The 12,858-nt window shown below is 65.6% G+C and carries 14 protein-coding genes; 8 read left to right on the top strand and 6 right to left on the bottom strand.

Annotated features, from left to right (window positions below; translation table 11 throughout):
• Positions 1 to 238 precede the first annotated feature (238 nt).
• Positions 239 to 424: a hypothetical protein gene (locus FYJ92_RS02420; RefSeq protein WP_185262450.1), complete on the bottom strand. Its 186-nt coding sequence runs from the start codon at positions 422 to 424 to the stop codon at positions 239 to 241.
• Between the two features lie 276 nt (positions 425 to 700).
• Here FYJ92_RS02420 and purS point away from each other — a divergent pair, with 276 nt between their 5' ends.
• From purS to purL, 3 genes are read left to right on the top strand one after another with little or no spacing between them, the layout of a single operon-like run.
• Positions 701 to 952, top strand: coding sequence for a phosphoribosylformylglycinamidine synthase subunit PurS (purS, locus tag FYJ92_RS02415; RefSeq protein WP_056631212.1), 252 nt, complete (start codon positions 701 to 703; stop codon positions 950 to 952).
• Between the two features lies 1 nt (position 953).
• Positions 954 to 1,748 carry a phosphoribosylformylglycinamidine synthase subunit PurQ gene (gene purQ, locus FYJ92_RS02410; RefSeq protein WP_185262449.1) on the top strand — a complete coding sequence of 265 codons (795 nt, stop codon included), beginning with the start codon at positions 954 to 956 and terminating at the stop codon, positions 1,746 to 1,748.
• A 14-nt stretch (positions 1,749 to 1,762) separates the two neighbouring features.
• On the top strand, positions 1,763 to 4,081 hold the full coding sequence (gene purL, locus FYJ92_RS02405; RefSeq protein WP_185263631.1) for a phosphoribosylformylglycinamidine synthase subunit PurL: 2,319 nt from the start codon (positions 1,763 to 1,765) through the stop codon (positions 4,079 to 4,081).
• Between the two features lie 80 nt (positions 4,082 to 4,161).
• On the opposite strand, the gene FYJ92_RS02400 is transcribed toward purL, so the two are convergent.
• Genes FYJ92_RS02400 through FYJ92_RS02385 form a run of 4 tightly spaced genes read right to left on the bottom strand, consistent with a single transcriptional unit; the run spans position 4,162 to position 5,756 of the window.
• Complete coding sequence (locus FYJ92_RS02400) at positions 4,162 to 4,455, bottom strand: DUF503 domain-containing protein (protein WP_185262448.1); 294 nt, start codon at positions 4,453 to 4,455, stop codon at positions 4,162 to 4,164.
• Positions 4,455 to 4,772 carry a putative quinol monooxygenase gene (locus tag FYJ92_RS02395; protein ID WP_185262447.1) on the bottom strand — a complete coding sequence of 106 codons (318 nt, stop codon included), beginning with the start codon at positions 4,770 to 4,772 and terminating at the stop codon, positions 4,455 to 4,457. Before FYJ92_RS02395 ends, FYJ92_RS02400 begins: the two co-directional genes overlap by 1 nt.
• A gap of 28 nt (positions 4,773 to 4,800) precedes the next feature.
• Positions 4,801 to 5,379 carry a DUF1990 family protein gene (locus FYJ92_RS02390; RefSeq protein WP_185262446.1) on the bottom strand — a complete coding sequence of 193 codons (579 nt, stop codon included), beginning with the start codon at positions 5,377 to 5,379 and terminating at the stop codon, positions 4,801 to 4,803.
• Positions 5,340 to 5,756, bottom strand: coding sequence for an MmcQ/YjbR family DNA-binding protein (locus FYJ92_RS02385; RefSeq protein WP_185262445.1), 417 nt, complete (start codon positions 5,754 to 5,756; stop codon positions 5,340 to 5,342). The genes FYJ92_RS02390 and FYJ92_RS02385 overlap by 40 nt, the downstream gene beginning before the upstream one ends.
• Before the next feature lie 45 nt (positions 5,757 to 5,801).
• Here FYJ92_RS02385 and FYJ92_RS02380 point away from each other — a divergent pair, with 45 nt between their 5' ends.
• Entirely contained in the window at positions 5,802 to 6,830 is a 1,029-nt protein-coding gene (locus FYJ92_RS02380; protein WP_185262444.1) for an isopenicillin N synthase family oxygenase, read from the top strand.
• Between the two features lie 61 nt (positions 6,831 to 6,891).
• Here FYJ92_RS02380 and FYJ92_RS02375 read toward each other — a convergent pair whose 3' ends face one another.
• Positions 6,892 to 7,317, bottom strand: coding sequence for a CoA-binding protein (locus tag FYJ92_RS02375; protein ID WP_185262443.1), 426 nt, complete (start codon positions 7,315 to 7,317; stop codon positions 6,892 to 6,894).
• 273 nt (positions 7,318 to 7,590) lie between these two features.
• Here FYJ92_RS02375 and acs point away from each other — a divergent pair, with 273 nt between their 5' ends.
• Genes acs through FYJ92_RS02355 form a run of 4 tightly spaced genes read left to right on the top strand, consistent with a single transcriptional unit; the run spans position 7,591 to position 12,852 of the window.
• The gene (gene acs, locus FYJ92_RS02370; protein WP_255482262.1) at positions 7,591 to 9,813 is read left to right on the top strand and encodes an acetate--CoA ligase; all 2,223 of its coding nucleotides are present in this window, start codon (positions 7,591 to 7,593) and stop codon (positions 9,811 to 9,813) included.
• On the top strand, positions 9,810 to 11,003 hold the full coding sequence (gene sfnG / locus FYJ92_RS02365) for a dimethylsulfone monooxygenase SfnG (protein ID WP_185262442.1): 1,194 nt from the start codon (positions 9,810 to 9,812) through the stop codon (positions 11,001 to 11,003). Before acs ends, sfnG begins: the two co-directional genes overlap by 4 nt.
• Positions 11,003 to 12,361, top strand: coding sequence for an O-acetylhomoserine aminocarboxypropyltransferase/cysteine synthase family protein (locus FYJ92_RS02360; protein WP_185262441.1), 1,359 nt, complete (start codon positions 11,003 to 11,005; stop codon positions 12,359 to 12,361). Before sfnG ends, FYJ92_RS02360 begins: the two co-directional genes overlap by 1 nt.
• Positions 12,358 to 12,852, top strand: a complete 495-nt coding sequence (locus tag FYJ92_RS02355; protein ID WP_185262440.1) for a CoA-binding protein — start codon at positions 12,358 to 12,360, stop codon at positions 12,850 to 12,852. Before FYJ92_RS02360 ends, FYJ92_RS02355 begins: the two co-directional genes overlap by 4 nt.
• Positions 12,853 to 12,858 lie beyond the last annotated feature (6 nt).

Genomic DNA, 12,858 nt, shown 5'->3' with positions numbered 1-12,858 from the left:
CCAAGGGGATACCACCTGCCACATACGACGTCCTACGACCATAGTGTGTAGAACCTCACATGGCTAGGAGATTCTGTAACAAGCCTGGGAGAGGCCGGGGGCAGCGACTCGGGAGCAGGGCATTTTGCAGCCGAGGATCTGGCGCAGGGGCCCTGACGCTGGGCACAAAAATGGGCGCCCCGTGGTGGGACGCCCATTTGGGCTTGCGTAAAGTCTTGAGGCCTGGGTAAGCGGGCGTCTACTGCCGGGGCGTTCGGACCACGTCGCTGATCCACTGGCGGGTCTTTTCGTCCATAGGGCCGGTCACGCGCGTTTCCCGGGCAGCCCGGTCCGCCTTGATCTTCTGTGCTACCATCCGGCCCAAGCCGGCAAAAACGGCCAAAGCCATCATCGGCAACAGCATGGATTTCGATTTTTCAGCCATGCCGCAATCCTAGTGACGCTGGCCCCGCGAGGCCATAGCCGCCGTCGTGCTCCACCTCCCGAAAGCCCGCCCCGCCGCGATGACTGTGGCCGATCCCACCGAATACAGGGTGCGGCGGTTCGCCCGGTAGAATGGGCTAGCAAGCTCGCGGAGCGCCCGTCCACACTGTTCTAAAGACACTGTTCGAAAAAGAATGTCCCCCAACATCCTGGAACGGCGTAAGACGGCGTGACTCCGCTGCGCCCTTACCCAATGCTCACGCACAGGAGTTGCCGGATGCCCCGGATCGTTGTTGACGTCATGCCCAAGCCCGAGATTCTGGACCCGCAGGGGAAGGCCATCGTGGGTGCACTCCCCCGCCTGGGCTTCACCAGCTTTAGCTCTGTCCGCCAGGGCAAGCGCTTTGAACTGACGGTTGACGGCGAGGTGACCGACGCAATCCTGGCCCAGGCCCGCGAAGCCGCCGAAACCCTGCTGTCCAACCCGGTGATCGAAGACGTCGTCAACGTCGAGGTCGTCGAGGCCTGAGATGACTGAACTTCCCTTGATCGGCGAGGCGATCGCCGTTGCCGCCGACGCTCCTGGTGCTCGCAGGCTCGCGGGTGCCCGGATCGGCGTAGTCACGTTCCCCGGCACCCTTGACGACCGCGACGCCGCCCGTGCAGTCCGGCTCGCCGGCGGCACCGCAGTGCCGCTCTGGCACGCAGACACCACCTTGGGTGACGTGGACGCCGTCGTAATCCCCGGCGGTTTCTCCTACGGCGACTACCTCCGCGCCGGCGCCATTGCCCGCTTCGCCCCGCTGATGTCCGAGATCATTAAGGCAGCAACAGGCGCCGCGTCCTCGAATCCTTTGCCCGTGCTGGGCATCTGCAACGGCTTCCAGATCCTGACCGAGTCGCACCTGCTGCCCGGCTCCATGATCAAGAACGACCACCTGAAGTTCATGTGCCGCGACCAGGTCCTGCGCGTGGAAAACAGCAACACCGCCTGGACCCTGGACTACGAGGCCGGCCAGGAAATCACGGTTCCGCTGAAGAACCAGGACGGCCAGTACATCGCCGACGAAAAGGTCCTGGACGCCCTCGAAGCTGAAGGCCGCGTGGTGTTCCGCTACGTGGGTTTCAACCCCAACGGCTCGCGACGCGACATCGCCGGCATTTCCAACGCGGCCGGCAACGTGGTGGGACTTATGCCCCACCCCGAGCACGCGGTGGAAGTTGGCTTCGGCCCGCAGTCGCTGGATGGCATTGGGGGCACGGATACCGATGGCCTGGGGTTCTTCACCTCCGTACTGAACAAGATTGTGGGAGGCAACAAGTGACCGAGACCAATTCGGTGGTCGAGCCTGTCGAGACCTCGTCCAAGAAGTTCAACATTGACACCGTCGAGAACGCTGCCAAGACGCCGGACACGGACCTGCCGTGGGCCGAGCTGGGCCTGAAGCAGAACGAGTTCGATGAGGTAGTCAAGGTCCTTGGCCGCCGCCCCACCGGCGCCGAGCTGGCCATGTACTCCGTCATGTGGAGCGAGCACTGCTCCTACAAGTCCTCGAAGAACCACCTGCGCCAGTTCGGCGACAAGGTGACAGAGGAGATGAAGAAGGACATGCTGGTGGGCATCGGCGAAAACGCCGGCGTCACCAACCTGGGCGACGGCTGGGCCGTAACGTTCAAGATCGAGTCCCACAACTCGCCGTCGTTCGTGGAGCCCTACCAGGGTGCAGCCACCGGCATCGGCGGCATTGTCCGCGACATCATCTCCATGGGCGCGCGCCCGGTTGCAGTGATGGATCCGCTCCGCTTCGGCGCCATTGACCACCCGGACACTGCCCGTGTGATGCACGGTGCCGTTGCCGGCATCGGCGGCTACGGCAACTCGCTGGGCCTGCCGAACATCGGCGGCGAAATGGTGTTCGACTCGGTTTACCAGGGCAACCCGCTGGTCAACGCGCTGGCTGTTGGCGTGATGCGCCACGAGGACATCCGCCTCGCCAACGCGTCCGGCAAGGGCAACAAGGTGGTCCTGTTCGGTGCACGCACCGGCGGCGACGGCATCGGCGGTGCCTCGGTGCTGGCCTCGGAGTCCTTCGACGACACCAAGCCGTCCAAGCGCCCAGCCGTCCAGGTGGGCGACCCCTTCGCTGAGAAGGTCCTGATCGAGTGCTGCCTGGAGCTCTTCAAGGGCTCGCTGGTTGAAGGCATTCAGGACCTCGGCGCCGCTGGCATCTCCTGCGCCACGTCGGAACTCGCCTCCAACGGCGACGGCGGCATGGAAGTTGAGCTGACCTCCGTCCTGCTGCGCGACCCGACGCTGACCCCGGGCGAGATCCTGATGTCCGAGTCGCAGGAACGCATGATGGCTGTGGTCACCCCGGAGAACATCGCCGCCTTCGAAGCCGTGATGGACAAGTGGGCCGTGGAGTACTCCTGGCTCGGCGAGGTCACCGACACCGGCCGCCTGATCATCACCTGGGACGGCGTAGTCATCGTGGACGTCGACCCGCGCACCGTGGCCCACGACGGGCCGGTTTATGACCGCCCGTACGCCCGCCCCTCCTGGCAGGATTCCGTACAGGCCGATTCCTTCACCGGCTCTGTGCAGGACGCCAGCCGCCCCTCCGCCCCCGCGGAACTGGCCGCGGCCGTCACCGAGCTCGTAGCGTCGCCGAATATGTGCAGCAAGGCCTGGATCACCAACCAGTACGACCGGTACGTTGGCGGCAACACCGCCCTGGCGTTCCCGGACGACGCCGGCGTGGTCCGGGTGGACGAGGAAACGGGCCTGGGCGTTGCCCTGGCCACCGATGCCAACGGCCGCTACACCTATCTTGACCCGTACCACGGCGCACAGCTGGCGCTGGCCGAGGCCTACCGCAACGTGGCCACCTCCGGCGCCGTTCCGATGGCCGTCAGCGACTGCCTGAACTTCGGTTCCCCCGAGGACCCGGACGTGATGTGGCAGCTCGCGGAGGCCATTCGCGGCCTGTCCGATGCCTGCATGGTGCTGGGCATCCCGGTCACGGGCGGAAACGTCTCGCTGTACAACCAGACCGGCACCACGCCCATCCATCCCTCCCCCGTAGTGGCAGTGCTGGGCAAGCTCGACGACGTCGCACGCCGCACGCCGTCGGGCTGGAGGGAAGATGGCCAGGCCATCTACCTGCTGGGTACGACGGCGGCCGAGCTGGACGGTTCTGAGTGGGCCAACATGCGCGGCCACCTTGGTGGACTTCCGCCCAGGGTTGACCTTGCCGCCGAACGCGAGCTGGGCGAAATCCTGATCAACGCATCCCGCGACGGCATGGTGGACTCCGCGCACGACCTCTCCGAAGGCGGCCTCGCGGCAGCCCTGGTGGAGTCCGCACTGCGCTACGGCGTAGGTGCCCGGATCGCCCTGCAGGACGTTCTGGACCGCGACGGCGTGGACCTGTTCACGGCGCTGTTCTCCGAGTCGCAGGGCCGCGCAATTGTCGGCGTGCCCCGCTCGGAAGAGGTCCGTTTCAAGGACATGTGCACGGCCCGCGGTTTTGCCCACACCCGGATCGGCGTGGTGGACGCAGCCAGCGGAAACCTGGAGGTCAACGGCGTGGACACCATGTCGCTGGACGCCCTCCGCGAAGCCCACGAGGCGACCCTGCCGAAGTACTTCGGCTAGTCCCCACCCTTAAATCAACGCGGGGTCACTTTCCGCCCAATAATCCCCTCGGGATGGGCGGCAAGTGACCCCGCGTTGATTTAATCGTCGCTGCGGAGCTCCCGCTGCCTCGAGCTGAGCAGCTCAACTTCGGGCCGGACGGCCACAAAGCGTTCGACGGCGGTGAGCACCTCCACGAGGTGCGCCCGGTCCGCTGCCACCAGGCCTGCACCCACCTGCGAGCGCCGGTGCTGTTCGTGGTCCCCCACCTCTGCAACGGACACCCCGAAGCGGCGCTTGAGCTCGGCCAGCAGCGGCCTGATGACGGAGCGCTTTTCCTTCAGACTCTGGACATCGCCTAGGAGGATGTCGAATTCAATCCAGCCGATCCACATCAGATGGTCAGTTCGCCCATCCGGTCCCAGCCGTCGCCGTCGAGCTGGCGGCTGATGATTTGCGGTGTTTCAGCCAGCGCCTGCGGCATGTCCGCCATGGCCTGCTTGAAGTGGGAGCTGTTGACGTGGTCCCCGGCGGCGTCGTCCTTGAAGGCTTCCACAAGCACAAACCCGTTGGGGTCCTCCACGCTGCGGGACCAGTCGAACCACAGGTTGCCGGGCTCCGCCCGTGTGGCCTGGGTGAAGTCGTCAACGAGGCCGAGCCAGCGCTCGGACCATTCGGGTTTGACCTTGAATTTAACGACGATGAAGATCATGGATTTTCCTTCCGTTGCGGAACATGGACTATCCCGCGGCGAGCTGGCGTGCCCCTTCAACGTATCGCGAAGTGACGTGCCGTTGCGCGGCCCGGGCCAGCAGGCCGCCGGCCGTATAGAACCAGTTGGCGTGCCGGCTGAACGCTGTGATCTTCAGGAACACCCGCCCGTCGGCGCCGATTTCAACTTCGAATGCTTCCTCGCCGCGCTCCGGGTGGCCGGGCAGCGTGCCGTAGCCGAAGCCCGCCGACTGCGGACTTTCGCCCGGCAAGGGATGCCGGACCCAGACCACCTCGCAGGGGGCATTGATACGGAAGGGCCCGACGCCGAACCCGCTCACCACGCGTGCGCCGGGGACCACGGCGTCGGACTCGGTCCGGACGCGCAGGCCGGACCTCCGCTGCAGTTCCCAGGTGAGGATTCCGTGCGCCACCCTGCGGTAGACCGCCGGCCCATCGCCCAGATACTCCCGCGATACGACGAGCGGGTAGCCTTCCGGCGGCCGGCCGTTTTCGGTGGAGCCGATACCAGGGTAGTTGAGGTGACCGGCGGCCAGGCGCTTCCCGGTCAACGGGACCGGCCCGGAGAACCGGTCAGCCGCGCCCATCCCAGCTGCTCCTGTTGCTTGCGGCTCAGGGAGGCCACCACCAGGTCGTAGGAGTCCTCCACCATGTCCCGGACCATGGTATCGGGCAGGTTCCCGTCGAGCCGCACGCCGTTCCAATGGGTCTTGTTCATGTGCCACGCGCCGGTGATTTCCGGGTGGGCGGCACGCAGCTGCTCAGCCAGGGCCGGTTCGCACTTCAGGCTCACGGACCAATCGTCGGGGTTCATGGCGGAGGCCGCAAACATCTTGGCTTCATGCCTTGCGCCACCCGCCACGGCAGCCCGGACCTTGAAAACGGAGGTATCGGGACCGAAGGGAAAATCCTCGAAGGAACCGGGAAATGACAGGCAGATGGCCTTGAGTTGCGCTGCGTCCATGGACCGAGCCTACAAAGCCCTTCCCGGCGGTGCTAGTCTGCGAAGATGTCACCCGACCAGGCCACCATCCCCGTTCTGGACATGAGCGCCGCACGCCAGCCGTACGGCTCCTTCAGCCCGGAATTCATAGATCAGCTGCGGGACGCCGCCCACAACGTGGGCTTCTTCCAAATCACTGGTTACGGCGCCGCCCCCGGCCAGGCCGAGGAGCTGCTGACCCTCATTAAACGGTTCTTCGATCTGCCGCTTGAGGAGCGGATGAAGCTGGACAACAGGATTTCACCACATTTTCGCGGCTACACCCGGATGGGCACTGAGGTCACGCAGGGCCGGGCCGACGCGCGCGAGCAGATCGACTACTCCCCGGAACGCGAACCCGTCCACAACTACCCGGCCGATCAGCCGTACTGGCTGCTCCAGGGGCACAACATGTGGCCCGATGAAGCATTGCCGGAGCTCAAGTCCGCGGCCATGGCCTGGGCCGACCTGATGTCCAGCGTGGGCATGGAACTGCTGCGGGGCATCTCGGTTTCCCTGGGACTGCCGGAGGACCACTTCGACGAGCCCTTCGGCAACGAACCGGCGTGGATGGGAAAGCTGGTGCATTACGTCGGCGGTGTGGTGGAGGCGGCCGGCGACCAGGGCGTGGGCTCCCACGCCGACTACGGTTTTGTCACCCTGCTCCTCCAGGACGAGGTGGGCGGACTCGAAGTCCTGCCGCCCGGGACGAGCGAATGGGCGCCGGTTGAGCCTGTTCCCGGGGCACTCGTGGTGAATTTGGGCGAAATGCTGGAGGTGGCCACGGAAGGTTTCCTTGCCGCCACGATCCACCGCGTCCAGGCGCCGCCACCCGGCGTGGACCGCTACTCAGTCCCGTTCTTCTGGTCGCCGCGGCTGGATGCCGTCATCGATCCGGTGCCCCTGCCGCCCGAGCTCAAAGCCCAGGCCCGCGGCATCTCCGACGACCCGTCCAACCCGCTTCTCGCGTCCTTTGGCCTGAACATGCTTAAGGGCCGCATGCGCGCCCACCCCGACGTGACCGAACGCCACTACCCGGACCTTATGCAGCGCTGAGCGGGCTGCCGCGCGGGGCGCGCTGAGCGGCCGGGGGAACCAGCGCGTCCAGGGGAACCAGTCAGAGGTTGTACTTCCACGCCTGCTGCGCGGGGCAGATGTTCATCACCACGTCCAGGCCGGCGGCCTTGGCCCGGTCCACTGCCGCTTCGTCGGTAACGCCCAGCTGCAACCACACGGCCTTGGCGCCCACCGCAATTGCCTGGTCCACCACCGCCCCGACCTTCTGTGAATTCACAAAGCAGTCGACGACGTCGAGGGGTTGTTTTTCAGGGGGAATCTCACCCAGCTTGCGGTACCCCGTTTCGCCGTGGACGGGGTCGCCGGGAAGGTTGACGGGGATGATCTCCATGCCGAGCCGGTCGCGGATAAACAGCGACGTGTCGTAGGCTGCGCGCCACTGATTGGTGGTCAGGCCCACGATGGCCCACCGCCCTTTGTTCCGCATCAGGCGCTCAATAACGGCAGGATCGTTGACGTGGCCCATGATGCAAGCGTACATCGCCCCTGGAGTGGCTCGTCGTCGAATAACTGACTGACTCGTGGGCGCCAATGCCTGGGGTGAACGAATATTACGTTCCGTGGACGCCGATTTGGCGCAGGGCGTGCGGTTCAGCTGTAGTGGAAGTGACCATCCCGAGCGGCCAAGAGACCTGGATCGATGAAGCCGCAGCATCCCTGACCAGCGCCGTACCCGTTGAGGCGACCATCCTCAGCACACAGCGGAGGGTGCTACCGCCAGGATCGATGGAGCACATCTATGACACCAGAAGCATCTTCTGCCACGCCGTTGACCACCCTGAGTCCCGCCAGTGCCGCAGCAGCGGCCGTTGAAAGGGACTCCCCACAATCCACTTCGAACGCGACGGCGATCGAAGCAGGGCTGCGTGACGCGCCCGGCCCTTCCAGCAGCTCATCGGGATGGTCCTCGACCGAGCCGAACGACGTCGCCGTGCACGGCGCACCGTCGGGAGGGCCGGCGCGCCACAGCAGCACCACCACCACACAGCAGACGGCGGAGCACAAAGAAACACACGAAGACGCCCAGCCGGACAATGTGGCCTTCTGGGAAGAGCAGGCCCTCCGCCTGGACTGGGCGCAGCCCACAGGAATCTCCGGCGGCAAGCCCTGGCACACGGCCCACCGCCGGGTCCCGGCCGACGCCGCAGCCGGCAAAGGCCCGGAAATCACCTGGTTTGAGGGCGGCAAGCTCAACGTCGCCTACAACTGCGTGGACCGCCACGTCGCCAATGGCCGCGGCGACAAAGTGGCCCTACACTTCGAAGGCGAGCCCGGGGACCGCCGAGCCATCACGTACGCGGAACTGCAGCGCGAAGTCTCCAAGGCCGCCAACGCCCTGCTGGCCCTGGGCATCACCAAAGGTGACCGCGTGGTCATCTACCTGCCGGTCATTCCCGAAACCGTCATCATCACCCTCGCCGTGGCCCGGATCGGCGCCATCCACTCGCTCGTTTTCGGTGGCTTCTCCGCTGAAGCCCTGAAGTTCCGCGTCGAGGACACAGGCGCCAAGCTCCTCGTAACCACGGACGGCCAGTTCCGCCGCGGCGTCGCCGTGCCCGTCAAGGACGACGCGGACGCCGCCGTCGCCGGGGACAACGCGATCGAACACATGCTGGTCATCAACCGCACCACAGCGCCGGAGGACCTGGCCGCCGTTTCCATGGCTGAAGGCCGCGACGTGTGGTGGCATGACACCGTCGGGACTGCCGCGGAAGTCCACGATGCCGAAGCGTTCGACGCCGAAACGCCGCTGTTTATCATGTACACCTCCGGGACCACGGGCAAGCCCAAGGGTCTGGTCCACACCTCCGGCGGGTATCTGACCCAGGCGTCCTGGAGCTTCGAACACCTCTTCAGCAACCCGGATCCCGCGCTCCGCGACCAGGACGTGCACTGGTGCACCGCCGACCTCGCCTGGGTCACGGCGCACACGTACGAGATCTACGGTCCGCTCTCCAACGGCGTGACCCAGGTGATCTTCGAAGGCACTCCGAACACCCCGCACCCGGGCCGCCACTTCGAGATCATCGAACGCTACGGCGTCACCCAGTACTACACCGCGCCCACCCTGGTCCGGTCCCTCATGGGCTGGTTCCCGGATGGCGTGCCGGACAGCTACGACCTCTCCTCCATCCGGATGCTCGGCACCGTGGGCGAAGCCGTCAACCCGGAGGCCTGGCGCTGGCTCCGCGAGAACGTGGGCGCCGGCACGGCACCGGTGGTGGACACGTGGTGGCAGTCCGAAACCGGCGCCACCATCCTCTCCCCCGCCCCGACGGACACCGAGTTCAAACCGGGCTGCGCGGCCCGACCGCTGCCGGGCGTCAGCACCAGGATCGTGGACGACGCCGGCAATACCGTGCCCCCGGGTGTCCAGGGTTTCATTGTGGTTGACACTCCCGGGCCCGCCATTGCCCGCACCGTCTGGGGCAATCCCCGGCGCTACTACGACTCATATTGGAGCCAGTACGTGGAACAGGGCTGGTTCCTGGCCGGCGACGGCGCAAAGTACGACGCCGACGGCGACATCTGGATCCTGGGCCGCGTGGACGACACCTTGAACGTCTCCGGCCACCTGCTTTCCACCATCGAGATCGAGTCGGCGCTGGTGGCCCACCCGGACGTGGTGGAGGCCGGCGTCTGTCCGGTAGCCGATCCCAAGACCGGGCACGCGATTGTCGCTTTTGTGGTGCTAAAAGCAGGAGTTTCGACGGGCTCAACCACCGGGGACCAGCTCAAAGCGTACGTCGCGAAGGTGATCGGCCCGATCGCGAAGCCGCGCGACGTCGTCGTGGTTCCTGACGTGCCGAAGACCCGCAGCGGCAAGATCATGCGCCGGCTGCTCACCCAATTATTCGAGGGGACCGCCCTGGGCGACACCACCTCACTCCAAAACGAACCGGCGATCGCCGGAATCCAGGACGTTCTGCGCGAGCGGACCCTAGTAAAGGAAAACTCATGACAGACATCAGCAACGTTGCCCGCCTTTCAGAGCCGCTCAAGTTTGCGTACTGGGTGCCGAACGTTTCCGGCGGCCTGGTGGTCTCCACCATCGAACAGCGCACCGGCTGGGACTTTGACTACAACAAGAAGCTCGCGCAGATCGCCGAGAACTCCGGCTTCGAATACGCCCTGACACAGACCCGTTACGCCGCGTCCTACGGAGCCGACAAGCAGCACGAGGCTACGTCGTTCAGCTTGGCCCTCCTCGCGGCCACCGAACGCCTGAAGGTCATCGCCGCCGTCCACCCCGGCATGTGGCACCCCGGTGTGCTGGCCAAATTCATCATTACCGCCGATCACATTTCCAATGGCCGTGCCGCGGTCAACATCGTCTCCGGCTGGCTCAAAAACGAGTTCACCAACTTCGGTCTCGACTGGCTGGAGCACGACGAACGGTACGTCCGCACCGAGGAATTCATCAACGTGTTGCGCGGACTGTGGACCGAGCAGGAATACAGCCAGTCCGGCGCTTACTACAACATCACCGATTTCACCTTGAACCCGGCCCCCGTGGATGTCCCCGGCCGTGCGCACCCGGAAATCTTCTTCGGCGGAAACTCGACGGCGGCGCAGGCCACTGCGGGCCGCGTGGCTGACTGGTACTTCTCTAACGGCAAGGACCTGGAAGGCTTCAAGGAGAACATCGCGGGGGTTGTATCTGCTTCAGGTGAGACGAAGCGCGGCACTGACGGGGTCCTCGCCGCCCCCCGCTTCGGACTCAACGGGTTCGTCATCGCCCGCGATTCGGAGAAGGAAGCCCGCGAGACACTCCGCGAAATCGTGGCGAAGGCACACAAGCCTGCAGTCCAGGGCTTCCGTGACGCCGTGCAGGAAGCCGGCGCGTCCACCAAGGACGGCAAGGGCATGTGGGCCGACTCCAGCTTCGAGGATCTGGTCCAGTACAACGACGGCTTCAAGACCCAGCTGATCGGCACCCCGGAGCAGATCGCCGAACGGATCGTGGAATACAAGAAAATCGGCGTGAACCTCTTCCTCACCGGCTACCTGCACTTCCAGGAGGAGGTGGCCGCATTCGGCCAGGACATCCTGCCGATTGTGCGCGAGCTCGAGGCGGACCTGGCCCGCCGGCACGGCACCGAACTGGACCTCTCCGCCACACCCGTGGCCAACGTTGGGGTGGCTGCGTAATGGCCGACCGCAAGTTCGGTTTCCGCACCCGCGCCCTGCACGCCGGCGGCACCCCCGACGCCGAGCACGGCGCCCGCGCGGTACCCATCTACCAGACCACGTCCTTCGTGTTCAAGGACACCCAGGACGCCGCCAACCTCTTCGCGCTGCAGAAGTACGGCAACATCTACTCCCGCATCGGCAACCCCACCGTGGCAGCCTTCGAAGAGCGCATCGCCTCGCTGGAAGGCGGCATCGGCGCCGTGGCAACGTCCTCCGGCATGGCAGCTGAGTTCATCACTTTCGCTGCGCTGACCCAGTCCGGCGACCACATCGTGGCAGCCTCCCAGCTGTACGGCGGCACCATCACCCAGCTGGATGTGACCCTCCGCCGCTTCGGCGTGGACACCACGTTCGTTCCCGGCACAGACCCCGCAGACTATGCCGCGGCGGTCCAGGAAAACACCAAGGCGATCTTCGTCGAGGTGGTGGCGAACCCGTCGTCGGAAGTCCAGGACCTGGCGGCCCTTGCGAAGGTAGCGCACGACGCCGGCGTCCCCCTCGTGGTGGACGCCACCTTGAGCACGCCGTACCTTGTGCGCCCGATCGAACACGGCGCCGACATCGTGATCCACTCGGCCACCAAGTTCCTGGGCGGGCACGGCACCACCCTGGGCGGCGTGATCGTGGAGAGCGGCCGGTTCGATTGGGGCAACGGCAAGTTCCCCACCATGACCGAGCCGGTGGCGTCCTACGGAAATGTCTCCTGGTGGGGCAACTTCGGCGAGTACGGCTTCCTCACCAAGCTGCGCTGCGAACAGTTGCGGGACATCGGCCCGGCACTTTCGCCGCTGTCGGCTTTCCAGCTGCTGCAAGGCGTGGAAACGCTCCCGCAAAGACTCGACGAACACCTCAAGAACGCCAAGGCTGTGGCCGAATGGCTCGAGGCCGACCCCCGCGTGGCATACGTCAACTTCTCCGGGCTACCCTCGCACCCGCATTTTGAGCGCGCGAAGAAGTACCTGCCGCTGGGCCCCGGCTCCGTCTTCTCCTTCGGAGTGAAGGGCGGCCGCACGGCCGGGCAGAAGTTCATCGAATCCCTGCAGCTGGCCTCGCACCTGGCCAACGTGGGCGATTCCCGCACCCTGGTGATCCACCCGGGGTCCACCACGCACCAGCAGCTGAGCCCGGTCCAGCTGGAGTCCGCGGGCGTGCCCGAGGACCTGGTCCGGATTTCCGTGGGCCTGGAGGATATCGAGGACATCTTGTGGGACCTGGACCAGGCACTGGACGCGGCCTCCGAACCGGTGGTCGCGGCCGAGGTTTCGACAGACTCAACCACCGAAGCAGAATCCTGCACGATTGGAGCGAACGTATGAGCACCAGCGAACGCACCTGGGCCGGACCTTCCGCTCCGGAGCGTCTGAACCTGCTGCGCGCAGCCACCTCAATTGCGATTGTGGGCGCCTCGGACAAGCCGTCCCGGGCCAGCTATTTTGTGGCGACTTACCTGCAGTCGTCCACGCGGTACAAGGTGTACTTCGTGAACCCCGTGGTCAAGGAGATCCTTGGTGAACCGACCTACGCCTCACTGGCCGATCTTCCCGAAAGCCCGGACATCGTGGATGTGTTCCGCAAGCACGATGACCTCCCGGGCGTCCTGGACGAAGCCATCGCGGCCGGCGCCAAAACCCTCTGGCTGCAGCTCGGCTCCTGGCATGAGGACGTGGCCGCGGACGCGGAAGCCGCCGGGCTCGACGTGGTGATGGACCGCTGCGTTAAGATCGAGCACGCCCGGTTCCATGGCGGGCTGCACCTGGCCGGCTTCGACACCGGCGTGATCTCCTCCAAGCGGCAACTCCTTTCCTGACGGAAA

The organism is Pseudarthrobacter sp. NBSH8 (assembly GCF_014217545.1).
Classification (GTDB): Bacteria; Actinomycetota; Actinomycetes; order Actinomycetales; family Micrococcaceae; genus Arthrobacter.
Note: the sequence above shows the minus strand (reverse complement) of the source record. Positions and strands in the feature narration are given on the sequence as shown.